Source organism: Streptomyces boetiae, from assembly GCF_031845405.1.
GTDB classification, from domain to species: domain Bacteria; phylum Actinomycetota; class Actinomycetes; order Streptomycetales; family Streptomycetaceae; genus Streptomyces; species Streptomyces boetiae.
The window spans coordinates 81349-103305 of record NZ_JAVREN010000017.1; the positions used below are offsets into that span (position 1 = coordinate 81349).

General features: G+C 67.0%; 15 protein-coding genes and 1 pseudogene. 12 read left to right on the top strand and 4 right to left on the bottom strand.

What is annotated here, in order from left to right; all coding sequences use genetic code 11:
* Positions 1-142: 142 nt before the first annotated feature.
* The 3 genes from RM780_RS13915 to RM780_RS13925 are packed head-to-tail and all read left to right on the top strand — an operon-like array spanning position 143 to position 1751.
* Complete coding sequence (locus RM780_RS13915) at positions 143-949, top strand: hypothetical protein (RefSeq protein WP_311631001.1); 807 nt, start codon at positions 143-145, stop codon at positions 947-949.
* The gene (locus tag RM780_RS13920) at positions 946-1095 is read left to right on the top strand and encodes a hypothetical protein (RefSeq protein ID WP_311631002.1); all 150 of its coding nucleotides are present in this window, start codon (positions 946-948) and stop codon (positions 1093-1095) included. The genes RM780_RS13915 and RM780_RS13920 overlap by 4 nt, the downstream gene beginning before the upstream one ends.
* Entirely contained in the window at positions 1092-1751 is a 660-nt protein-coding gene (locus tag RM780_RS13925; RefSeq protein ID WP_311631003.1) for an HAD family hydrolase, read from the top strand. Before RM780_RS13920 ends, RM780_RS13925 begins: the two co-directional genes overlap by 4 nt.
* Here the strand turns inward: RM780_RS13925 and RM780_RS13930 are convergent.
* On the bottom strand, positions 1732-3006 hold the full coding sequence (locus tag RM780_RS13930) for a transcriptional regulator (RefSeq protein WP_311631004.1): 1275 nt from the start codon (positions 3004-3006) through the stop codon (positions 1732-1734). The genes RM780_RS13925 and RM780_RS13930 overlap by 20 nt on opposite strands.
* A 357-nt stretch (positions 3007-3363) precedes the next feature.
* Between RM780_RS13930 and RM780_RS13935 the strand changes: the two genes are divergently transcribed.
* From RM780_RS13935 to RM780_RS13950, 4 genes are read left to right on the top strand one after another with little or no spacing between them, the layout of a single operon-like run.
* Entirely contained in the window at positions 3364-3723 is a 360-nt protein-coding gene (locus RM780_RS13935) for a hypothetical protein (RefSeq protein WP_311631005.1), read from the top strand.
* A gap of 20 nt (positions 3724-3743) precedes the next feature.
* On the top strand, positions 3744-5030 hold the full coding sequence (locus RM780_RS13940) for a radical SAM protein (RefSeq protein ID WP_311631006.1): 1287 nt from the start codon (positions 3744-3746) through the stop codon (positions 5028-5030).
* Positions 5027-5932 carry a radical SAM protein gene (locus RM780_RS13945; protein ID WP_311631007.1) on the top strand — a complete coding sequence of 302 codons (906 nt, stop codon included), beginning with the start codon at positions 5027-5029 and terminating at the stop codon, positions 5930-5932. Before RM780_RS13940 ends, RM780_RS13945 begins: the two co-directional genes overlap by 4 nt.
* 37 nt (positions 5933-5969) lie before the next feature.
* The gene (locus tag RM780_RS13950; protein WP_311631008.1) at positions 5970-6740 is read left to right on the top strand and encodes a hypothetical protein; all 771 of its coding nucleotides are present in this window, start codon (positions 5970-5972) and stop codon (positions 6738-6740) included.
* A gap of 56 nt (positions 6741-6796) precedes the next feature.
* Here RM780_RS13950 and aspS read toward each other — a convergent pair whose 3' ends face one another.
* On the bottom strand, positions 6797-8107 hold the full coding sequence (aspS, locus tag RM780_RS13955) for an aspartate--tRNA(Asn) ligase (RefSeq protein ID WP_311631009.1): 1311 nt from the start codon (positions 8105-8107) through the stop codon (positions 6797-6799).
* A gap of 640 nt (positions 8108-8747) precedes the next feature.
* Between aspS and tyrS the strand changes: the two genes are divergently transcribed.
* Positions 8748-10016 carry a tyrosine--tRNA ligase gene (tyrS, locus tag RM780_RS13960; RefSeq protein ID WP_311631010.1) on the top strand — a complete coding sequence of 423 codons (1269 nt, stop codon included), beginning with the start codon at positions 8748-8750 and terminating at the stop codon, positions 10014-10016.
* A 486-nt stretch (positions 10017-10502) separates the two neighbouring features.
* Here the strand turns inward: tyrS and RM780_RS13965 are convergent, their stop codons facing one another.
* Complete coding sequence (locus RM780_RS13965; RefSeq protein ID WP_311631011.1) at positions 10503-11798, bottom strand: transposase; 1296 nt, start codon at positions 11796-11798, stop codon at positions 10503-10505.
* Between the two features lie 192 nt (positions 11799-11990).
* On the opposite strand from RM780_RS13965, the pseudogene RM780_RS13970 reads away from it, so the two are divergent.
* Positions 11991-12341 (top strand): annotated as a pseudogene (locus RM780_RS13970) (hypothetical protein); the annotation flags it as partial.
* 142 nt (positions 12342-12483) lie between these two features.
* On the opposite strand, the gene RM780_RS13975 reads toward RM780_RS13970, so the two are convergent.
* Positions 12484-14922 (bottom strand): UvrD-helicase domain-containing protein, encoded by a 2439-nt coding sequence (locus RM780_RS13975; RefSeq protein ID WP_311631012.1) that lies wholly within the window; start codon positions 14920-14922, stop codon positions 12484-12486.
* Positions 14923-15434: 512 nt separating this feature from the next.
* Here RM780_RS13975 and RM780_RS13980 point away from each other — a divergent pair.
* The 3 genes from RM780_RS13980 to RM780_RS13990 all read left to right on the top strand — a co-directional run bounded on the left by RM780_RS13980 (position 15435) and on the right by RM780_RS13990 (position 21394).
* Positions 15435-18464 carry an N-6 DNA methylase gene (locus tag RM780_RS13980; protein ID WP_311631013.1) on the top strand — a complete coding sequence of 1010 codons (3030 nt, stop codon included), beginning with the start codon at positions 15435-15437 and terminating at the stop codon, positions 18462-18464.
* A gap of 867 nt (positions 18465-19331) precedes the next feature.
* Positions 19332-20990, top strand: a complete 1659-nt coding sequence (locus RM780_RS13985; protein WP_311631014.1) for a hypothetical protein — start codon at positions 19332-19334, stop codon at positions 20988-20990.
* A gap of 29 nt (positions 20991-21019) precedes the next feature.
* On the top strand, positions 21020-21394 hold the full coding sequence (locus RM780_RS13990) for a hypothetical protein (protein ID WP_311631015.1): 375 nt from the start codon (positions 21020-21022) through the stop codon (positions 21392-21394).
* The last annotated feature ends 563 nt before the right edge of the window (positions 21395-21957 follow it).

A 21957-nucleotide genomic window follows, 5' to 3' on the forward strand; every position in this document is an offset into this window, starting at 1 on the left:
GTGAGGGTGATGGGGTGGTGGGGGGCGGTGCAGGAGGAGGTGTCCGGCGTCGGGGTCGGCGGCGGGCGGGGTGTTGGGGCTGGCGTAGTGGACGCTGCGGGTGCGGGAAGTCCTAGTCCGAGGTGGTGATCACGCGTCCGACGTGCTCGGCGAGGTGCTGGCCGGTGGGTCCGTGGCCGATGACGCCCACGACGTAGCGTTTGCCGCCGTCGGGGGCGGGTTCGGCGGACGGAGCAGGATAGGCAGGGAATGGGATCCATCGACGAGCTCGAAGCGCTTGTCCGCAGATGAACTAGCGGAACTGAGGGCCCAAGACCCGGAGTTCGGCGGGCCGGCGGACCTAGTCTGCTGCCCGGTCGGGACCGGCGGCACCCTGGCCGGCATCGCCGCGGCGCTGCCGCCGGGCGCCCGCGCCCTGGGTGTCGCGGTGCTGAAGGGTGGCGCTGGCTATCTGGAGGGCGAGGTGGCCCGGCTACACCGGGAGGGCTGGCCGGGGCGCGAGATCGCCGACTGGTGCGTGGCGCACACTCACCACGTCGGCGGCTACGGCCGGGTGCCGCCCCGACTGGCCGCGTTCGCCTCCGACTTCGAGGCCCGGCACGGGGTGCCAGTCGAACTCAGGTACGTCGCGAAGAACGTCGGCCAGACCGTCATCCTCATCACCCACCGCATGGCCTCCGTCCGTGACGCCGACCTCGTCCACGTCCTCCACCAAGGCCGCCTCGCCGAGACGGGCACCCCCGACGAACTCCTCAACCGCGGTGGCCGCTACGCCGAGATGTACAACATCCAGGCCGCCCAGTTCACCCATACGGGAACCAGGGAGGACGTTCATGTTCAAAAACGAACCTTGAGACTGTGCTGGCGCGGATGGTCGACCGTAAGGCCGGGCGTGCCGAGGCGGTGCTCCAGGCCGATGTCCGGCAGTTCCTCCTTGAGGGCGGCTTGAACCTGGGCGAGGACGACCTGACCGTGGAGGTCGACCTGGAGGCGCAGGTCGGCGACGGTCGGCGGATAGACGTGGAAGTCGGCTTCACCGCCGCGCCAGAGGCCGCTTCGCCCTTCGTGCTGAACCGTCTAACCTCCAGAGCATGATTCGTGCGGTGGTATTCGACGTGGGCGAGTGTCTTGTTGACGAGACCCGGGAGTACGGGACGTGGGCGGACTGGCTGAGGGTGCCACGGCACACCTTCGCGGCGATGTTCGGGGCGGTCATCGCGCAGGGGCGCGACTATCGCGAGACGTTCCAGGAGTTCCGGCCCGGGTTCGACCTGACCGAGGAGCGGGAGAAGCGCGCGGCCGCCGGGAAGCCGGAATGGTTTGGCGAGGATGATCTCTACCCTGACGTCCGGCCCACCCTGGCCGCCCTTCGTGAAGCAGGGCTGTGGGTTGGCATCGCCGGGAATCAGACCGTGCGGGCCGGCGGTCTGCTGCGTGGGCTGGACCTTCCTTCCGACATGATCGCCACCAGTGACGACTGGGGGACGTCAAAGCCGGACGTGAGGTTCTTCGAGCACGTCATCGAGGCGACGCCTGCCGACCCTGGCGAGATCCTTTACATCGGTGACCGGCTCGACAACGACATCCGCCCTGCCGTGCAGGCGGGGCTTCTGACCGCCCTCATCCGGCGCGGCCCCTGGGGCACGATCCAACAGCGCGACCCGGACGCGGACGCGATCACCACCATGCGCATCGACTCACTCGGGGAACTGCCGGAAAAAATCGCGAAGTTCAACGCTGAAGGGCGCTGACCGTCGTGCCCCAGTCGTAGAGACGGTCATCGAGGTTCCGGACGCACTGCTCGTTCTGCCAGGGGGCGAGCGTGCGCCGGACCTCCCGGATGCGGTCCATACCGGTGGCGTACCAGGTGATGGCCAACTGGTCGAGGGCCATGATGGCGTATCTGCATGCTTCCTCCGGTTTGCCGTCTGCGGCTTCGACCGCAGCGAGGTCGCCAAGGACGACGGTGCGCTGTTTGTCCGACTCGGGTGGCAGACCGTCGAGTACGTCGAGGAGCGTCTGGCGAGCCTGCGGCAAGTGGCCAGCCTTCAACTGCGTGTTGCCTTTGAACGCGGACAGGCGGACAGGGCTGAACCAGTCCACCCAGTCAGGCGTGGCATGTTCGGAGCCCTCGGCGAGTGTGTCCTCGGCGCGGCGGATCAAGCGCAGGGCTCCGTGAGGATCTCCGCAGCGGGTCTCGCATTCCGCCTCTACGGCATCTAGCCACGCCCAGAACTCCGCCGATGCGTGCCCGCGGCGGGCGTAGGTACGGGCGGCCAGCATGCGCTCCGCTGCGGCATCCCGGTCGTCCGCCCAGCCCGGGATGAAGGCCATGTGCGCGAGGATGGCCGCTCCGAGCAGCGGGTCGTCCGCTTCGCCTGCAGCCTGTAGAGCCCGTAGGAGGGTCTCTGAAGCCTGCCCTGGCTGTTGCAGGTCGAAGAACTCAATACGGCCGGCCAGCAGGTAGGACTCGGCCAGTGCGGCCGCGACGGTCTGACGGGCTGGGTCCGCCGTCTCTGGGAGGAGAGCGCACCCCAGACGGGCATGCTCCAGGATCGCCGGATGTAGCACGGCAGGAGCGACGGACCAGTACAGGTGCCGATGCGCGCGGGTGACAGCCTCGAAATCCCTGCCGACAGTCGTGGGCTGTGTTGTGGCTCCGCCTTGAGCGGGGACGGAAGCGAGCCTGGCGCCAGCCAGGGGTGCTCGGGGGGTGCTGCCGGTCGCGGTGCTGGGCTGGTTCCGTCCGCTTCCCCACGGAGGTGTGAATCCGAGGTCTTCCATGCTCTGCCCCAAGAGGTGGGTCAGGACCCGGTGGACATCGGGCTGCGGCCAAGGCGGTGAGGCGGATTCCCAGCGCCGGATCTGTCGGACGCCGACAGCCAGACCCCTGATGCCGAGGCTTGGCGCCACCTTGGTGATGGCGTCGGCCAAGGCTTGCTGGGAGTTGTATCCGGCAGCCAGACGGGCGGCCTTGAGCTTGATGTTGCCTGCGGGACGCGCCATGGATCTCCTCCGGGACGAGCTCTCGTAAGAGAGCGACATGCGATGTCCTCATGGTGGCGCAAACACACCCACTCGAGAGCAACAAGGTCCCTCGTAAGTCCTATTGATGACCTATCAGAGTCCTCGAATAGGACCTCATCGGTCAGCATGATGTCACCACGTCACTGCGAAGCCGCGCCTCACCACGCTGCTATGCACCGCGGAGCGGCGGGGCTGAAGACGGGAGCCTGCACAACCCCGTGCCCGGTTGTCGCAGTGCTACTAAGCGCCGCCCCGCCCGCACTCCCCGAGCGGGGCGGCACCCGCCGGTCTCCAGGGGTTGTTCGAGTAAATCCAGCGCACGAGGAAGGATCAGCCATGCCTCAAGCCAGGCGAGAGAAGAAGGACCACCTGATCTACGCGGACGTCGTGGACTCCAAGTCCAAGGCGGGCGTGTGGATGGGTGAGCGCGCCTCCTTCCAGGAGAAGCAGGGCCGCATCATCGAGGCCCTCAGGGAGCGCACCGACTGGGTCGAACTGAAGAACGCGATCATGGTCATCGGTACCGACCCGGCCGGCATCACGGTCATCGCGCCGAACCCGACGCTGCCCGGTGTGATCGTCCTCGCCGACGGCGGATCGCCGAGCACCTCCGCGAAGCTCCAGGCCGCGGCCGAGGAGAAGGTCCGCGAGGTCATGGGCGAACTCGGGATCGCCGAAGAGGAAACGGCGGCCTGACCACTATGGCCGTCCCCCGGATGCTGTGGGGGAAGTACTTCCAGTACGAGCGGGACGGGGAAGCGGTTCTCCTCGACCCGATCGCGCTGGACAGCGTGTTCATCGACTCCGGCGAGGTCAACGACCTCGCCGGGGTCCCCCCGACCGCGACTCATGAAGCCCTTGCCGGGCTCGGCTTCACCCCCGGCGGCCCTGTGGCCGACCGGCGCGAAGCACTCCGTGACCGTCTTCGATTCCTCGGCCTGGACGCCAGCCCGTCTCGCATCAGCGGTCTGCGCGTGGTGCTCACCGACCGCTGCAACATGGCGTGCACCTACTGCTTCGTCGATACGAACACCGGCAAGCCGGACATGACGAAGGAAGAACTCTCGGAAGGGCTGGAGTTCCTGTTCGAGCAGAACGCCGGGCAGGAAGAGGTGTCCATCCAGTGGTTCGGCGGCGAGCCGACCATCCGCTTCGACCTCATGCAGTACGGCGACCGGCTCGCCGACACGCTCGCCGACCGCTATGACGTGGCGAGGGTGCGGCGCACGGTCGTCACCAACGGTGCCCGCCTGACCGACGATGCCCTCGACCACTTCGTGGCATACGAGTACGGAGTCGGCATCTCCATCGACGGTCCCCCGGGAATCAACTCCGCGCACCGCCTTCTGCTCGGTGGCCAGCCCGCAGACGACCGGATCCGCCGCAATGTCGCCCGGTTCGTCGAGGCCGATGGGCTGCACGTGGGCTGCAACCTCACCCCGACGGCCGCGAACATCGGACGCCTCGCCGAGACAGTCCGGTGGATCATCGATGACCTCGGGCTGAAGTTCATCTACGTCAACACGCCCATCCCGACCGCGGGCCGCTGGCAAGTCAACGGTACCGACCTGGCGCGCGAGTTGTACGAGGCCCGGCTGACCGCCCTGGCACGGGGCGGGATACTGTTCTCCGTCCTGGACCGCGCCTTCCAGGCCCTGGACACCCGCCGGCCGATGCTGTTCGACCACATGCAGGGCGACCGCAGCCTGAACGCCGCCCTGCTGCCCGGCAACCGGGTCAGCCTGTGCGACATCAACTTCACCGAGCCGTCGTTCCTGCGCACCCTCGATGAAGTACGAGCCGATACGGACAGCCTGATCGGCGTGGCGAAGAAGGTCGCTCCCATCCCCGAGTGCGGCAACTGCCCGGCGCTCGCCATCTGTGGCGGCCCGTCCCGCAACGAGCAGGCCCTCATCGGTGGCGATACCCCGGATCCCGAAATGTGCGCGTTCTACACGAGCACCGTGGAGATCGCCGTGTGGGACAACACGGGGGTGCAATGAACGCCCACGTTCGCACGGCGCTGATCTCCACGGCAGGGCACTGCAAGGTAGCCTGCGGCTTCTGTTTCCGTGCCGACCGTGCTCACGGCTTCCTCGACACCGCGACCTACGCCCGCACCCTGTCGCGACTGAAGGAGATGGGCGTGGACGGGGTATGCCTGACCGGCGGCGAACCGACCCACCACCCGCAGCTCAGGCAGCTCGTACGGCTGGCCCGCCAGTTCGGTATGTCGGTGTCGATGGTGACCTCAGCCCGTGCCGTGGCCGAGGTCGTCACCCTCTCCACGGTGGCGCATCTGCTGGCCAACGTGACCGTCTCCGCCGACTCGCAAGGCGCGATGCTGCTGGGCCGCACTACCCGCACAGCGACTTCGGGCATCGACACGCTGCGCGCGATCAGCACCGAGACGAAGATCCTGCACGTCACCTGCTGGGGCCTGAGCGACAGCGAGTGCCGCGACCTGGCCGGCCTCGTATCTGACGCAGGAGTGGAGGTCCAGTTCAGCCCGGTGGTCCTCGACGAGCGTGCCCTGCGCCGCGACGGCAAGTCGGTGCAGGACTATCTGGTCCAGCAACATCTCGACGCCGACGTGCTGGGCCGCTACTTCAATCTGTCCGACCGGTACCGGGAGTACCTCTGCGAGCTGCGGGATCTCCAACTGCCCGCCGCAGGGGGCGATCGCTGGTCGTGCCGCTCGGCGACCGCTTACGTGTCCGCTGACGGCCACATGCGGCGCTGTCCCTACGGGCAGGCGTCGGTCAGCGTCCACGAGCCCCGTGCCGAGATCAGACAGATCCTGAGCGCTCCGGCGCAGGACCGGGTGATCCCGGACTGCGCTGCCATCTGCCGCCCTTCCGCCGCGTCCGACGAACGCAGTGCGTCGTGTGCCGCGCAGGCGTGAGGGCGGGCTGCCCGCACACGACTCCATGGACTGCTCTATGACGATCACGACTCCTGATGACTTCACCCGCCGGTGGCGGCAGCCGCCGAACTTCTCGCTGGACGTCCGCTTCAACTACACGTTCCTGCCCGGCGTCGACTTCCTGGACCACATCCGCCAGGACGAAGAGGTCCGGTTCACGATCCTTGGGAACGACGACTGGCAGGTGCGCATGGACCGCACCGCTGCCTTCCGCACCGCCCCGCTCGAAGAGGTCGTCACTTGGCCTTTCCGGCTGGTGCACTTCAACCTCAGTCGCTTCTACGACGACCTCCTGAGTGGCTTTCAGGATGAGGTCATGATCCCCTGGCGCACCCACCTGTCCGTCCGGGGCTTCACCTGGCAGCGCCTGGCACCGATCCTGTTCCTGTCCACCGAGGGTGCGTCCTCGACGTACCATAATGACAACTCGCACGGACTAGTTTGGCAGGTCCACGGCACCAAGACGTTCCACAGCTACCTCGCCCCCGACAAGCATCTGTCAGCCAATGTGGCGGTCATCGGTGAGACGACCGGCGAGGAACCGCCCGAGCATGACGTGGCCGATCGCCACTCCGTCACCATGCGGTCCGGGGACCAGCTGTGGAGCCACGCTCTGACACCCCACTGGGTCACCACCGAGTCGGCGCTCGCCATGAGCGTCACCCTCTCCCACGGTGGCCTGTGCCACCAGGGCCGCTTCTCTGAGCGTGAACTGGCGCTGCGGGCGTACTGGGACAAGAACCCCAGCGAGGCGTGGATGCATGACCTGCGCAACGTCCGCTACTGAGACCGCGGCCCACGGCACGAGGCGCTCGCCCGTGTCGTGGGCCGCAACCACGACCGCTACGGCGTGAGCCGGTTCGGCCCGCGGAAGAGGAAGGTGGCCTCACGGATGGAGTCGAGGCCGAGCATGACCATCAGCACCCGGCCGAGGCCCATGCCGAGGCCCCCGTGCGGCGGGCACCCGTACCGGAACGCGTTCAGGTAGTCCTGCATCGGCTCGGTGCTCATGCCCTTCTCGGCGGCCTGCTTCAGCAGCACGTCGTACCGGTGCTCGCGCTGCGCGCCGGTGGTGACCTCCAGGCCCTTCCACAGCAGGTCGAAGCTCAAAGTCACGCTCGGGTCGTCGGCCGGCCGCATGTGGTAAAAGGGCCGGATGCCGACCGGGTAGTGCGTGATGAACACGAACTCATGCCCGGTGGCTTCCTTGATGTGAGCCGAGATGCCCCGCTCACCCTCCGGGTCCAGGTCCTCCTTGACCCCTGCGGGGTCCCACCCGCCCTTGCGCAGGATCTCGTGCGCCTCGGCCATGGTGATCCGGGGAAAGGGTGTCGTGGGCACGGCGACCTCGACACCGAAGTGTTCGGCGATCGCCTCACCGTGCGCGTCGGCGACCTTGGCGATCGCGTGGGCGAGCATCTGCTCTTCGAACGCAATCACGTCCTCGATTCCGTCGATCCAGGCCAACTCCACATCGACGCCTGTGAACTCGGTGGCGTGCCGTGAGGTGAACGACGGTTCGGCGCGGAAGACCGGCCCGATCTCGAAGACCTTGTCGACGCCGGCCGCGATCGCCATCTGCTTGAAGAACTGCGGCGACTGCGCCAGGTAGGCGCTGCGGCCGAAGTAGCCGAGCTTGAAGACCTCCGCGCCGGACTCCGAGGCGGTGCCCATGAGTTTGGGGGTGTGCATCTCGGTGGCGCCCTGGGCGTAGGCGTACTCGCGCATGCCCTGTTCCAGGGTGGTCTGCACGGCGAACATCAGCTGGGTGGCGGGACGGCGGCGCACGTCCAGGAAACGCCAGTCCATCCGCTGCTCCAGGCCGGTGTGCTCGTCGATCGGCAGCGGCGTGGCGGCCGGGTTCAGGACCTCCACCGCTTCGGGGACGATCTCCAGGCCGCCGAGCTTGACCTGGGCGGCGTCGACGACGCGGCCGGTGATCCTGACGGCGGACTCGGATGTGAGGGCTTCGAGCTGGGCCTCGAGTGGCCCGTCGTCACGCTTGTGGGTCACCTGGACCATGCCGGTGTTGTCCCGCACGATGACGAACTGCATCTTGCGCTGCAGGCGGAGTGTGTTCACCCATCCGCAGACGGAAACGGTACGGCCGACGTGTTCTCGCAGGTCGGAGACGTGTACGCGGCTGTGGATCATTGCGGTCCTCCGAAGGACATCGTCATGATCCCTTGGGAGTGCGGGCGAGAAGGGCAACTCGCGGTGCCACCGCACTTTCGCCGCCACAGAGCGGCGGCCTCATTCAGGCCCGGTGACGGGGGCCGGCCGGCGGGGCATTGGACCACCAAGCGGGGTCGTTCCTCCCCGCGCTCGGGAGGGTCTTCACCTCGGGGCACGAGACCGCCTTCCCAGCTTCCGGCGGCTCTCTCTGCTCGCGTGATCCGTGGCTACTTGTCTCCGTCAGCGCGTTGCCCAGCAGGATACGGACACGGCGACCGCGTCTGCAATCAAGTAGGGCTCCCTGGCGGCGTCACGCACGCACCCAGAGGCCGGGAATCGACACTCAGCTCATCGAAGTCGTGCACGGCGTCTTCCGAAGCCTGCTGGCTGCGGCGTAGGCGAGCGTCGTCTTGCCCGAGCAGCTGGACCCGGTGAGCTTGAACAACATCGCCCCAGGAGGGCCAGCGCCTCGGCACCTCTCTCGACCCGTCTCTGCGTGCTACCCGCCTCCGCAGCTCCTCCCCGCGCACGACCGCTGACCAGCACAAACGCAGCAGCCCGGCTGGAGCACTACGCTTGCCGCCACACTGACACACGCGACTCGAGGAGACACGGGACCGTGACGGCCATCGTCGACGAACTCACGTGGCGTGGGCTGATCGCCCAAGCCACTGACGAGGACGCATTGCGCAAGGCTCTCGCGGATGGCCCTGTCACGTTCTATTGCGGCTTCGACCCCACCGCGGCCAGCCTGCACGTCGGCCACCTGGTGCAGGTGCTCACCGTCCGCTGGCTCCAGCAGGCCGGGCACCGGCCGCTGGCGCTCGTGGGCGGCGCAACCGGTCACATCGGTGACCCGCGGCCGACCGCCGAGCGCACCCTGAACGACCCGGAGACCATCGCCCAGTGGGTGACCCGGCTGCGCGCACAGATCGAGCCGTACCTCTCCTTCGAGGGCGACAACGCGGCGACCATGGTCAACAACATGGACTGGACCACGGGCCTGTCCGTCATCGAGTTCCTGCGGGACATCGGCAAGCACTTCCGGGTGAACAAGATGCTCACCAAGGACTCGGTCGCCCAGCGCCTGGCGTCCGACCAGGGCATCAGCTACACGGAGTTCAGCTACCAGTTGCTCCAGGCCATGGACTTCCTGGAGTTGTACCGGCGGTACGGCTGCACCCTCCAGACGGGCGGCAGCGACCAGTGGGGCAATCTCACGGCCGGGCTGGATCTGATCCACCGCCTGGAGCCGCACGCCGAGGTGCACGCGCTCGCTACGCCACTGCTGACGAAGGCGGACGGCACCAAGTTCGGCAAGTCGGAGACCGGCACGCTCTGGCTCGACCCGGAGATGACGACGCCGTACGCGTTCTACCAGTTCTGGCTGAACACGGATGACCGGGACATCTCCCGGTACATGCGCATCCTCTCCTTCCAGTCCCGCGAGGAGTTGGAAGAATTGGAGAAGGTGACCGAGGAGCGGCCGCAAGCCCGGACCGCGCAGCGTGCACTCGCCGAGGAGCTGACCACGCTGGTGCACGGCGCCGGCCAGTGCGCCGCCGTGATTGCCGCGTCGAAGGCGCTGTTCGGGCAGGGCGAGCTCACCGCACTCGACGAGGCGACGCTGGCCGCCGCGGTCTCCGAGCTCCCGAACGCCAAAGTGAGCGAGCTCGGCCAGGTCACCGATCTGTTCGCGGAGGTCGGCCTGGTGGCGAGCAAGTCGGCCGCCCGCCGCACCGTGAAGGAGGGTGGCGCCTACGTGAACAACGCGAAGGTAACCGCCGAGGACGCGGTGGCCACGGCCGACGAACTGCTGCACGGACGCTGGCTGGTGCTGCGCAAAGGCAAGAAGAACCTGGCGGCGATCGAAGTCACCGGAGCCTGAAGCAGACCGGGAGACGGAAGCTCAGCCGTGAGCGGGAGGAGGACTTCCGGCTCACCAGGCTGGACTACGGCAACGACGAGGCGAGCAAGCTCGTCAGCATCACCCCCTCGGACCGGTCGTGAGTGCCGCAACGGCCGGTCCGGGCGACTTTTGCGCTTTCTGTCAGAGGTCGACCTGGTACACATGGCCGACCGACCTCTATGGGGGAAAGTCACTGTCTGCGCCATTGTCAGCGAGCTTGGTCGATCTCCGGCAATATCGCTGGCTCGGACCTGCTGGTTGAATGGTGGACATGTCTTCCAAGTGGTAGCGGCCGAGGCGCTGCGGAAGTTCAGCCTCGATCCACCGCGTGAATTCTGATCACGGGTGTCGGGTGGGTTGCGGGGGTTTCTTCGGGGTGTGGGCAGCGGTGATCGCCGGGTGGCCGTCCGGTGCGGGGTCTCCGAAGTCTTTCCGGGGTGTGGGCGGGCAGGACGGTCGCGCGGGTCAGGTGACCATGCGTTGTCCGGTCGCCGTCCACAGGTCGGTGAAGTCGTCCTGCCAGCACCAGTGTTGGGGCAGGTGGAGGGTGAGGCGGCGGGCGCCGGTGGCGATCCGGGCGGGGATGTCGATCAGATGGCGGCGGATGGTGCCGGTCCGTGCCTTCGCGTGGAAGACGGAGGCGAGGTGGCCGGCGGCCCGGGTGAGGTTGTATGCCGCCGCCGCGAGGGTCAGCCAGGCGGCGTTCGCGGTGAACTTCCCCGATGGCAGATGCGCGAGCGCGGAATCCTCCAGATCGGCGAAGTCCTGTTCCACTACGGCGTGTTCGCGGTGCATCGGCTCGGCCTGGGCCAGGACGAAGAGGCTGTCGGTGAAGATGACGAGGTGGCGCCAGACGCCGAACAGCTCGGCCTGCCCCTCGGGCACGCTCTTCGGGTTCAGCCGCCTCACCCGGCGCACGATCAGCCGGGCGGTAGCGTGAGACGCCTTCTTCTTGCTGGTGAACGCGGTGAAGGGGACCTCGGTGATCTCGGCGTCGGAGATCCAGCGTTCCTCCTGGGCGTCCCAGACCGCGCCGGCGTACTTGATCGGTGTCCAGCTCTCTTCGGGGATGCCCGCGATGGCCTCACGGATCTTCCTCTTGACCGGGACGGCGAGGGAGAACCGCGCGCCGGCCTTGCGGCAGACCTCGACGACCTTGTGGGAGAAGTACGCGGAGTCGGCGCGGACGCTGATCCTCGTCGCCACGATCACCGGCGCGCAGGTGCCCGTTTTGACGGTCACGATCTGGAAGTGCGGGCCACGCTGTCTGGTGTAGCCGAAGGAGGCCCCCTGCTTGGCCGGGCCGTAGACCTGCTTGACCTTGGAGTCGATGTCCACGAACACCACCTCGTCCCCGGTGGGGACCAGACCCGTGTGCGCGGCCAGGTTGCAGGTGAACGCCCGTGTGGCGGACTCCAGTTGACGTATGTGGCCCCAGGTGAACGCGCGCAGGAAGGTGCCCAGCGTGGACGGGGCACGCACCCCGCCGAACAGGCGGGGCAGCCCGCCGTGCCGCAGCACGTCCAGGTCGTCGATGCTGTCCGCCCCGGCGACCATCCCGCCCACGATGCTCATGGCCTTCGCCCCGGCGGCCGTACCGGCGCCGTTCTTCGCGCCGGTCAGCTTCACCTTCGCGGCCACCAGAGCGGGCAGACCGCACCGCTCGGCCAGCCGGATCGTGGGGACCAGCCCGGCATGTGCGATCAGGTCGGGGTCGTCGAACGCGGCGGACAGCTCCGCGGGTCTGTGGGAGACTTTCACTTACGAGGTGCCTTGCTGTGTGCGGCTGATGGAAGTGTAGGAACTCCCATTATCGCAGGTCAGCGGGCACCTCTTCCCATTCCCCCCTCCACAAACCGACTATCACGCGGTGGATCGAGGATGAGCGCTTGCGGTACGGCCACGGAGGATCAACGACGCGAGGGCGGCGGAGGCTACGCGTTGTTTCTTCGCGGCTTCGCCCGCGCCGCCTACCGCGACGCCCCCATCCTCGTCGTCGACGAGCCCACCGCCGCCCTCGACGCCAAGGCCGAACAGGAGGTCTTCACCCGCATCCGCGCACTCGCCAACGCCGGCCAGACCGTCATCCTCATCACCCACCGCATGGCCTCCGTCCGTGACGCCGACCTCGTCCACGTCCTCCACCAGGGCCGCCTCGCCGAGACGGGCACCCCCGACGAACTCCTCAACCGCGGTGGCCGCTACGCCGAGATGTACAACATCCAGGCCGCCCAGTTCACCCATACAGGAACCAGGGAGGACGTTCATGTTCAAACTCAGACCTCCAGCACCGTCTCAGTATGAGACCGCGTTCCCCAGCGTCCGCTCCACGAGCCGCGCAGGCACGAGGACCACCGGCGGAACCCGCCGACGAACAACACATCAGCGACGCTGAGGTGCCCCCGGGATGTCGGCCAGCCGCCGGGGGCTGTGAATCGAGGGTCTGTCAAATGAACGGCCCTGTCGCATTCCCGATGGTGACGGAGGGCGACTGGCGGGGGGTGGCAAGCGCGAGGTGATGCTGCAGGTGGCTGCGCAGGGCCGCCAGCGGTCTGGTGGCGCCCAGGCGGCGGAGGAACTCCTCCGCGTGCCAGGTGATCAGCGCCCCTTGGCGGGACAGATAGAGGCCGACCTGGTTGATGCCGTGGTGATCGTCGTAATCGAGCAGCAGATATCCGGCGAGCTGATAGATCTCCTCACGGCCCAGACGGCGGGGCTGGGTGGTGGCTTTGCAGTCCAGGAGGAGGCCGTCGAGGATGAAGTCGGCGTCGGCGCCGCCGAGGTCCCCGCTTCCCGCGAACTCCGGCCCACACGTGCGGGCGTGGCGTGGCAAGGCGCGGAAGGAGGTAAAGGGCCGTTCGGCGAGCTCCACCTGGCGGCTGAGGTCCTCGGTGACGTACGCGGGGACGGCCGCGGTGAGGTCCGCGAGGGTGGTGGCCGGCGTGGCGTCGGCGAGGAGGCTGAAGCGGCGGACTTCTCCGGTGCGGAAGATGTCCTCGTAGAAGGCGGCGACGAAGCACAGCCGGCCAAGGGACTCGTCGTCGAAACGACTGGGGTGGGCGAGGCAGGCGTTCACCGCGGCCAGCAGGTCCTTTCCCACCGTGTGCAGCGCTGCGCGGACATGCGGTGCGGGTGCCCCGGGAAGAGACATGGTGCTGCCGATGGCCCGTATTCCGTGGCTGACCGAGGGGCCGAAGGTGCAGCCGAGGGAGAGGCGGAGCCGGAAGTCGATGGCGTGGCCGAGGGCCGCCCAGTTCGGGTACTGCACGTCGATGGGCTGTATCGGGTGCGGGAGGTGGGCGATGCGCTGGAGGTAGTCGCGGACGAGGGCGGGGTTGTTGGGCAGATACTCGGCCATGAACCGGGACATCGGTGAGCCCGGGTACTTCAGTTGGCGGGTAAGGCTCAGAGTGATCAGGGGCCGTCCCGCTACGGTGCCGTCGCTGCCCCGCTGGGCGGTGACCTTCTCGTAGTTGTCGATCCACGCGATGCCCACCGGGTCGAGGTGGCGCTGGGCCCGGGTGACGGCGACGTAGACCAGGCGCGCTTCGGGCGCGCTGAGCGGGCGCTGCATCCCGTCGTCGTCGACCGATGGGGCGGCGAAGCCGTCGCCGATGCGGATGCTTGCCCACTCGCGGCCCTTGGCCTTGTGCGCTGTTGAGACGGTGACCTTCGCGCTGCGCTCATCGGCCAGGCGGTCCACCGCGTGGATGATGGTCTCCGGGCCGTACTTGTCGACCAGCTTGACGATGGCTTTCAGGTCCTGGCCGGCCTTGTCGTTCTCGACGTACTCCTGCACGTCGTCCCAGGAGGTGAAAAGGAACAGCTCGGGGTGGCTGGTGCGTTTGCCGGACTTCAGCTCCTGGGCGGCCGTCGCGATGCGCTGCAGCGCGCTGCCGCCGCCCGTCAGCGCCACTGGGATGCCTTGATCGAGGAAGGACAGGACTTCATGCATCGCGTCGGCGTTGCCCCGGCACAGCACCGCATCGGTGCCGGCCGACGGGCCCACCCGGGAGTCGGCCGGTCCGCAGCCGGTCAGGTGCATGTCCGACTCGGCGTGCCGCAGCCACTGGTTGGCCACCCGGGCGATCTGCGGGCCGAAGCGGAAGGACTGCGTCAGATGGAGGTGCTCGGCGGGGAAGCCGGTCATCACATCCCGGGCGTTGCGCCAGGCGTAGATCTGCTGAGCGGGATCCCCGACGCACACGCGCTGCGCGGCCTGGGCGAGGAAGACTTCTTCCAGCACGGGGTTGGTGTCCTGGGCTTCGTCGAGGAGGACGAAGTCCGCCCGCAGGGCCGGTTCCGTCAGTGCCCACATCTTCATGTAGTGGTCGTGTTCGAACCGCAGTCTGCCTTCGAGGGAGCGGATGTCCTCCCACGCCTTCACGGCATACGGCAGCAGGGCGCGGGCGAGATAGTCCTGGGCCTGCGCGTTCAGCCCGTTGACGCGTTCCATGTGCCGGGCCATCACCTGGCGGTCGCTGGTGTGGCAGAAGCGGCGGATCATGCCCATCACCAGCCGGGCCTGGTGGTTGCGGGTGATGCGGCGGGAGTCGATCTCCAGGTCCCGGACGATGCCGAGCAGCCGGGCGGTCTCCTTCGCGGGGATGCGGGCCGAGGCGTTCAGACGTTCCTGGTAAACGCGCCCGACGGCGGTGAACGCCAGGGAGTGCGCCGTGCGGCAGTCGACGTTCCGCCCGAAGCGCCGGCGGGCGTCATCGGCGATGGCCTTGTTGAACGCGATGTACAGGCCGCGCTTCCGAGTGGCGGCGCCCATCAGGATCAGCGTGGACGTCTTGCCAGTCCCCGCGCCCGCGATCAGGGCCAGGTCCCGGCCCGCGGCGAACACATCCCGTGCGGCTTGCTGCTCTTCGGTCGGCTCCATGGCCTTTGCTGTCCTCCCCGAGTGCGGCTTTATGTACCGCAGCCCTTGAGGCTGCCGGGTTGGGTCACCGACGGTCAAGAGGATCTGACTCGCCGCGACTCCATGGGGATGAGAACCGGCCATACCAGGACGAGACTGCGGCCTGAGGGTGGGTGTTTCCCATACGCGTTATCGGCGCAATGACCGCGATGGCCACGAACAAGTACCGTGTCCGGCGCCAGTCCAGCTTGGCGAGGGCGAGCCGCGGAGCCGGGCCGAACTCCAGCGGCCAGCTGAAGAGGATGGCCGCTGATACTCAGCGTTGCTGATCGCTAGGGCTGCCTGCGGCAGAATGGCGGTGTTGCCGAGGTTCACCGCCGCGTCCTGCTTCGACGTCTACGGTCTCGGCAGAGGGAAGGAGGAGGGCGCAGGGGGAGCTCCCCGGCCCGTTGGTCCGGCGCTTCAGCCAGGTCCTGCGGGATGCGCGTCCGCTGCATCGGATGGTCATGACTCCACAGACGAACCTTGAGACTGTGCTGGCGCGGATGGTCGACCGTAAGGCCGGGCGTGCCGAGGCGGTGCTCCAGGCCGATGTCCGGCAGTTCCTCCTTGAGGGCGGCTTGAACCTGGGCGAGGACGACCTGACCGTGGAGGTCGACCTGGAGGCGCAGGTCGGCGACGGTCGGCGGATAGACGTGGAAGTCGGCTTCACCGCCATCGAGACCAAGAGGGATCTGCGCAGTACCTCGGTCCTGAGGGAGGCCGAGAGGCAGCTCCATGGCTATGTCCGGACCCGCAGTGAGCAGGTCGGGCAGCGGTACGTCGGCGTTCTCACGGACGGCGCCGACTGGCGGGCGTACAACCTCGCCGGCGAGAAGATGGTCTTGGTCAGTCGCTTCGAGGCCAAGCAGCGGACACGGCCGGCCGAGCTGCTGACCTGGCTGGAGGGCGTCCTCGCGACCGCGGTCGGCGTCAAGCCGACTCCGTTGACGATCGAAGCCCGGCTGGGAGCCGGAAGCGTTTCCCACAAGCTGGACTTCGCCACGCTGGCCGCGCTGTACGAGGAGCACAAGGACCTGCCCACGGTGAAGCTCAAGCGTGAGCTGTGGGCGCGGCTGCTGCGAAGTGCGCTCGGGGCGCAGTTCGAGGACATCGACGAGCTTTTCGTCGAGCACACCCTGCTGGTCAACAGCGCTGAGATCATCGCGCACCTCGTGCTGGGCTTCGACGTCAAGACCATCCAGCCGTCCACGCTGCTGCTGGGGCAGCTCTTCGACAGGGCGCAGATCCTGGGAGCCGTGGAGAATGACTTCTTCGACTGGGTCATCGAGGTCCCGGGCGGCGAGAGTTTCGTGCGGACCTTGGCCCGCCGCCTGGCCCGCTTCGACTGGGCCAGCGTCGAGCATGACGTGCTCAAAGTGCTCTATGAGTCGGTCATCGCGCCCGAGACCAGGAAGAAGCAGGGTGAGTACTACACGCCCGACTGGCTCGCGGAGAAGATCGTCGCCGACACCGTGACTGCGCCCTTGCGGCAGCGGGTTCTTGACCCTTCGTGCGGCTCGGGGACTTTCCTGTTCCATGCCGTCCGCCGCTACCTGGAAGCGGCGGAGAATGCGGGGAGACCGCTGCGCGAGGCACTCGATGAGCTGACGGATCACGTGGCGGGCATCGATCTGCACCCGGTGGCGGTGTCGCTCGCTCGTGTCACCTATCTGCTGGCGATTGGCCGGGACCGGTTGGTCTCGGAAGAGCGTGGATCGATAAGGGTGCCCGTCTACCTGGGCGACAGCATCCAGTGGCAGCAGCGGACAGACCTGCTGGACCATGGGCATCTGGTGATCCGCACCGGCACTGGCGGTCAGTTTTTCGAGGACGAACTGCGCTTCTCCGAGGACCTTCTCAAGGACGCCGGGCGTTTCGACCGGCTGGTCAACGAACTCGCCGACAAGGCTGTCAGCCGCTCGCCCAGCAGCAGGCCGTCCCTGGCGAGCCTGTTCAACAGACTGGCCATCGCCGAGGAACACCGGGGGGAGATCACGGCCAACTTCGAACTGCTGTGCCGTCTCGTTGATCAGGGCCGCAACCACATCTGGTCCTACTACGTACGGAACCTCGCTCGGCCCATGTGGCTGTCCCGGATGGAGAACCGCGTCGACGTGCTGGTCGGCAACCCGCCGTGGCTCTCGTATCGGCACATGCCTGAGGACATGCAGGACCTGTTCAAGGACATGTCCCAGGCGCGCGGGTTGTGGCGAGGGGACGAGGTCGCCACCCACCAGGACCTGTCGGGACTCTTCATCGCCCGCGCCGTGCAGCAGTACCTCGCGGAAGGCGGGAAGTTCGCGTTCGTCGTCCCGAACCCGGTGCTGGACCGTCCGTACTGGTCAGGATTCCGTGCGGGTGACTACCCCGACCCCAATGAGCCGGTGCGCGTCGCGTTCACGGGCTCCTGGGACCTGCGGCGGCTGCGGCCCCACTTCTTCCCGCGCGGCAGCGGAGTCATCTTCGGACGGCGCATGACGGCTCGCGTCGGGAGTGGATCGGTGGGCAACGATCCTGTTCCGCTGCCGAAGACGACCGAGCGGTGGACAGGCAGAATCGCGACGGCATTCGCTGACTGGTTCCACGTACGGCAGTGGATCACGCGCCAGGACAGCGAACTTCAGTATGTGCGCGAGGATCTGATCTCGTCGCCGTACCGGGCCCGGTTCTGGCAGGGCGCGACCATCGTGCCCCGGGTCCTGTTCTTCGTGGAAGAGCAGCAGGCCGGCCCGCTCGGGCTCGGGGGAGGGCGCGTCTCCGTGCGCTCGGAACGCAGCAGCACTGAGAAGGCTCCGTGGAAAAGCCTCCCCGACCAGGATGGAGTCGTGGAGAAGCAATTCGTCCGGCCGGTCCTGCTTGGCGAGAGCGTGCTGCCGTATCGCCTCCTCTCGCCACGGAAGGCCGTGCTTCCCATCGAGGGGAATGCGACGCTGCTCCATGGTGAGCATGCCAACATCGACCGCTACCCGGATCTCGCCAAGTGGTGGCGACAGGCTGAGGCCACGTGGACCGAACACCGCAGTAGCGAGCGGCTGACGCTCGCCGAGCGCCTCGAATTCCATCGGGGGATGTCGATGCAACTCCCCGGCACACCGCTGCGCGTCGTGTACGGAAAGGCCGGCATGCACGTCTCGGCGGCGCTGGTGGACACCCAGAATGCCGTCATCGATCACACACTGTATTGGGGTACCGTCGCGACCCGGGAGGAAGGCATGTACCTGTGCGCCATCCTCAACACCCCGGCCCTCACCGAGGTCGTCCGTCCCCTCATGTCGTACGGCAAGGACGAGCGCCACATCGACAAGGCAGTGTGGCAGTTGCCGATCCCGCAGTACGACCCGCATGAGGACTCCCACCGGCGCCTCGCGGAACTCGGCGCGGCGGAGGCCGAGCGCGTTGCCGCTCTGGACCTCGACGAGTCGAAGAACTTCGTGAAGCTGCGCCAGGTGGTCCGCTCCGTCCTCGCCGATTCACCGCACGCAGAAGAGCTCGACCAGTTGGTTCGCCTGCTGTTGGAGTAGCCTCCCGTGACAGGCAAGTCCGGTCCGGGGCGGCAGAGTAGTCCGTTGTCAGCGGTGATGCGGTGAGTGTGAACGCAACCACGCGAAGTTCCTCGCCATCGATCACCGATTCCTCCTGGTGACCGCGCCAACTTCTCCTGGAGCGCAGAGCACCGCAACGTCGAGTTCGGAGTGATCATCGACAACCCCAACCTGGCCGAGTCCGTCGAGCGCTAGATACGCCGGGCCGAAGACTGCTCAACGAGCGCATCCTCACGGCGCGTAACAAGGTCGCCACTGTCCCGCAGAGGATGGGCAGATCGGGTCGACGCTGCTTGGGCCGTGCTGAAGATCAGGAAACTGCTCGACGAACACGGAATGGGATACCACCCGCCTGAGCTCCGACGCACCAGCCGCCCGCGGCGTCACCATCCCGTAGAGCCGCTCTCACGGTGACCATTGCTCTCGTGGAGCCGCTTGATGCAAGCCAGGAAGTCGAATTCGGTCGGATATCTCTCATCGGCTATTCCATTCGGTTTGCTTCCCGGATAACAGAGTTCTCAGGCGAAGCACCCGAAACTCCCGAGGGCTGATGCCTGCTCTTCTATCCCGGCACTCGGTGACATGTGCAAGCGCGAAATTCAACGGTAGTTTGCCGCACTGACATGCGTAGTATTCCTCTTAGGGCGCTCGCATGGGCAAATTCCGGCGTGGGAATCCTTCGTGTGAATCGACCAAGGGTTCGGCCTTCCTGATGATGGCCAGAAAGAGCTCTGATACTCGCCCGTGATGTTTGGATCACGGGATACAGGCGCGCACTCTCCGGCTCCATTGAGCCTCGGGAGGCGCGTGGGAGGGATCCGCACACGTGTGGCAGGGAGGCCCACGATGACACAGGATGATCAGGAGAATGCGGACGTCGCGGGAGTTGAGCTGACGGAGACCGGACACGCGAGGGTCACCCGGCTGCTCTGTTCGGTGGGATTTCTGCGCGACGACCCTGGCCGTATCGTCGGTGCAGTGCTTCGTCAGGAGGCCAGGCGCGCGGCCCGGAAGGTCGACGCGAAGCTGAAGGAGTGGAATCTCCGGAAGAGCGACGCGGCTCCCTGGGGAATCGAACCTGAGACCCCTCACTCCCTCTACGAGCCTTCCAGGGAATCAAATCCCGAAGTGATCGTCGGCCGCCGCTACGTCCGATGGTTCCGTCGCCGAATCACTGCCGGCCGCCCCGTTCCTGCGAACGGCTTCGACATGCCCACAGTGTTGGAAGCCTGCGAGCTTGCGGCCTGGGTTGTCCTGCTTCACCGCGTGCTGGTGTCACTCTCGCTCGGGATGGCCGTCGTGTCACTGCTCTTGGGGTTTCCCATCTGGGCGTCGGCCGCCATAGCGATCGTTGGCCCCTGGGGAGCGTGCTACCTGGACGAATGCCTTGCGCGCGGCGGAATCCGTGCCCTCGTAGCAAGCGAGAAGGGAGCGCTTCCTCAGCCTCGTTGGCTGTCACGGCGACGGCAGCGTATGCGCGACGAGCAGAGAGAACTCCGGCCGGGCACGAGCGTCGTTCCCTACCGGTGGGAAACGGGCGCAGTTCGTGGCAGGCGATTCCACATGATCGGCTTCGGAGACGCCTGGCAGCCGAGCACCATCGGGATCGACGTCTTCCCCGCGCAGACGAAGAGCGGGAGGACAACGTCCGAAGGCGCCGACGCCGACGCGTCCGCCTTCCCGGAGGTCAAGCCGTTCACCCCCGACGACTTGCACGACCACGTCGCTGACCGGCTCCTCCAAGCAGCCGACCCCAAGCCCCTCTTCCACTCCAGGAGCCAGTCGCTGGCGTTCGGCGTCGCGGTGGTTCCCGAGGAACAGTGGGCACGCTTGTCACGCCACCAGTGGGACGCCTTGTCCGCCTTTGCGGACAAGGGACGTACAGAGGCAGATCGGGAACTGCTGACTCCCGAGAACAGCTACCGGATGCTGTGCGTCCAGAAGATCTCGTTCGGTGCGGAACTCGTAGCGTCCGTCTTCGTCAGTTTCGCCTACGAGGACAACCATCTCAGTCTTGAGCTCCGCCCCCATGCGATCACCCCGATTGCCCCGGCGGTGACCGGTGCCTGCGGGGACGCGGAGCGCTCTGCCTGGTCCTGGCACCTGCGGGCTCAAGCACGCGCCGCATTACGCGTCGTCGTGCCGTTCGTGTCTCACTTCCTCTCGGAGGACAGGGCAGGCGCGCCGGAGCTCGACTCCGGAAAGGCAACTGTGAGCCTGCGGGAGGCGTACTCGGCGAAACGGCGGGAGGACGTGATCCAGTACGACCACGCGGGATGGTACGTCGACATGCTGAGGGATCGAATACTCGACGCCGTGGAGGTGTTCCTCGAGGAACACAACGTCGATACGAAAGATTACCGAGAAAAGGTGACGTACATCACCAACAACATCAACAACGGGGACGGCGTGGTCATCACGGGAAACAACGCCGGTTCTTTGCAAAACCAGGTCGGGAACGCCAACGCGCAGCAACGCAACCACTCCCCCGGAGGAGCATCGTAATGGCCCGAGAGCACAGGCGGCAGGAGCCCATGAGCACCAACTACGGGATTCAGAGCACCGGCGGATTCCTCAGCGGAGTCCAGAACCAGGTCGGAAACTACGGCTCCCAGCAGGTTCAGGTGACGCCTCCGGCGGACGATGACGCCCTGCCACGGCTGATCAACGAACTCAAGAGCCTCCGTCCCACAATGGAGGAGAACAGGGACGGGATTGATGACTACCAGCAGTGCCTCGGGATGCTTGATCTGGTGGAACGCCACGACCCGGCCGACCCTGTCGGCCGATCCGCCATCCGCACCGCGCTCTCGGTCATCTCCGAGAAGTGCGGCGGCGCCCCAGGAGTCTCCACCCTCATCGCCTCGACCCTTTCGTTGATCGCCACGATCGGACAGGCCACACTCTGACTCCAGATCGTGCGGTCTGTACGGTCTTCGGCTCTGTTCCGTAACCACCGATTACGGAACAGAGCCGTTGACACACCCCGCCGATGTCACAGGCGAGGGCCGCAACGACGTCACGGCCTACTTCAGAGGGAGCCCGCCGCCGATCGCTGGCGGGACAGCCGTGTGTCCGGGCCGGCGTCGCCGAGCGCTGCACGGCTGGCCCGGCGCTGTCGAGGTCCACCTCGTGGGTCGGCACGAGCCCGGAGGGCGTCCGCGACGGCCCAGCAGTTAGAACAGCTAGATCTAGCGCTGAGTTTTGTAGGTAGGGCTGTGACCTGCCGCTTCTCGCCGCCTACCGGCTCGCGGAGAGATACCTCCTCTACCGGGGGAGCGCCGGGCCCGGTGTTGGCAAGCAGGTGGGCTGTGGCTCTCCGGCCGAGGCGGAGAGCTTGCCGGTGGTCCCGGAGAGGAAGTTCTCCGCCCCCTTCCCGGAGGCCGCCGCCGACACCTTCTCCGGTACCTCTCAGGTGGATTCTCCCGGGGTTCTCCGGTGGGTTTGGAGAGACAGGGCAGACGGCAGTGTG

Excerpts from the sequence above, each read along its gene's own strand:
- RM780_RS13925 (WP_311631003.1), top strand. The coding sequence starts at position 1,092 with ATGATTCGTGCGGTGGTATTCGACGTGGGCGAGTGTCTTGTTGACGAG.
- RM780_RS13930 (WP_311631004.1), bottom strand. The coding sequence starts at position 3,006 with ATGGCGCGTCCCGCAGGCAACATCAAGCTCAAGGCCGCCCGTCTGGCT.
- RM780_RS13935 (WP_311631005.1), top strand. The coding sequence starts at position 3,364 with ATGCCTCAAGCCAGGCGAGAGAAGAAGGACCACCTGATCTACGCGGAC.
- RM780_RS13940 (WP_311631006.1), top strand. The coding sequence starts at position 3,744 with ATGCTGTGGGGGAAGTACTTCCAGTACGAGCGGGACGGGGAAGCGGTT.
- RM780_RS13945 (WP_311631007.1), top strand. The coding sequence starts at position 5,027 with ATGAACGCCCACGTTCGCACGGCGCTGATCTCCACGGCAGGGCACTGC.
- RM780_RS13950 (WP_311631008.1), top strand. The coding sequence starts at position 5,970 with ATGACGATCACGACTCCTGATGACTTCACCCGCCGGTGGCGGCAGCCG.
- aspS (WP_311631009.1), bottom strand. The coding sequence starts at position 8,107 with ATGATCCACAGCCGCGTACACGTCTCCGACCTGCGAGAACACGTCGGC.
- RM780_RS13975 (WP_311631012.1), bottom strand. The coding sequence starts at position 14,922 with ATGGAGCCGACCGAAGAGCAGCAAGCCGCACGGGATGTGTTCGCCGCG.
- RM780_RS13985 (WP_311631014.1), top strand. The coding sequence starts at position 19,332 with ATGACACAGGATGATCAGGAGAATGCGGACGTCGCGGGAGTTGAGCTG.
- RM780_RS13990 (WP_311631015.1), top strand. The coding sequence starts at position 21,020 with ATGAGCACCAACTACGGGATTCAGAGCACCGGCGGATTCCTCAGCGGA.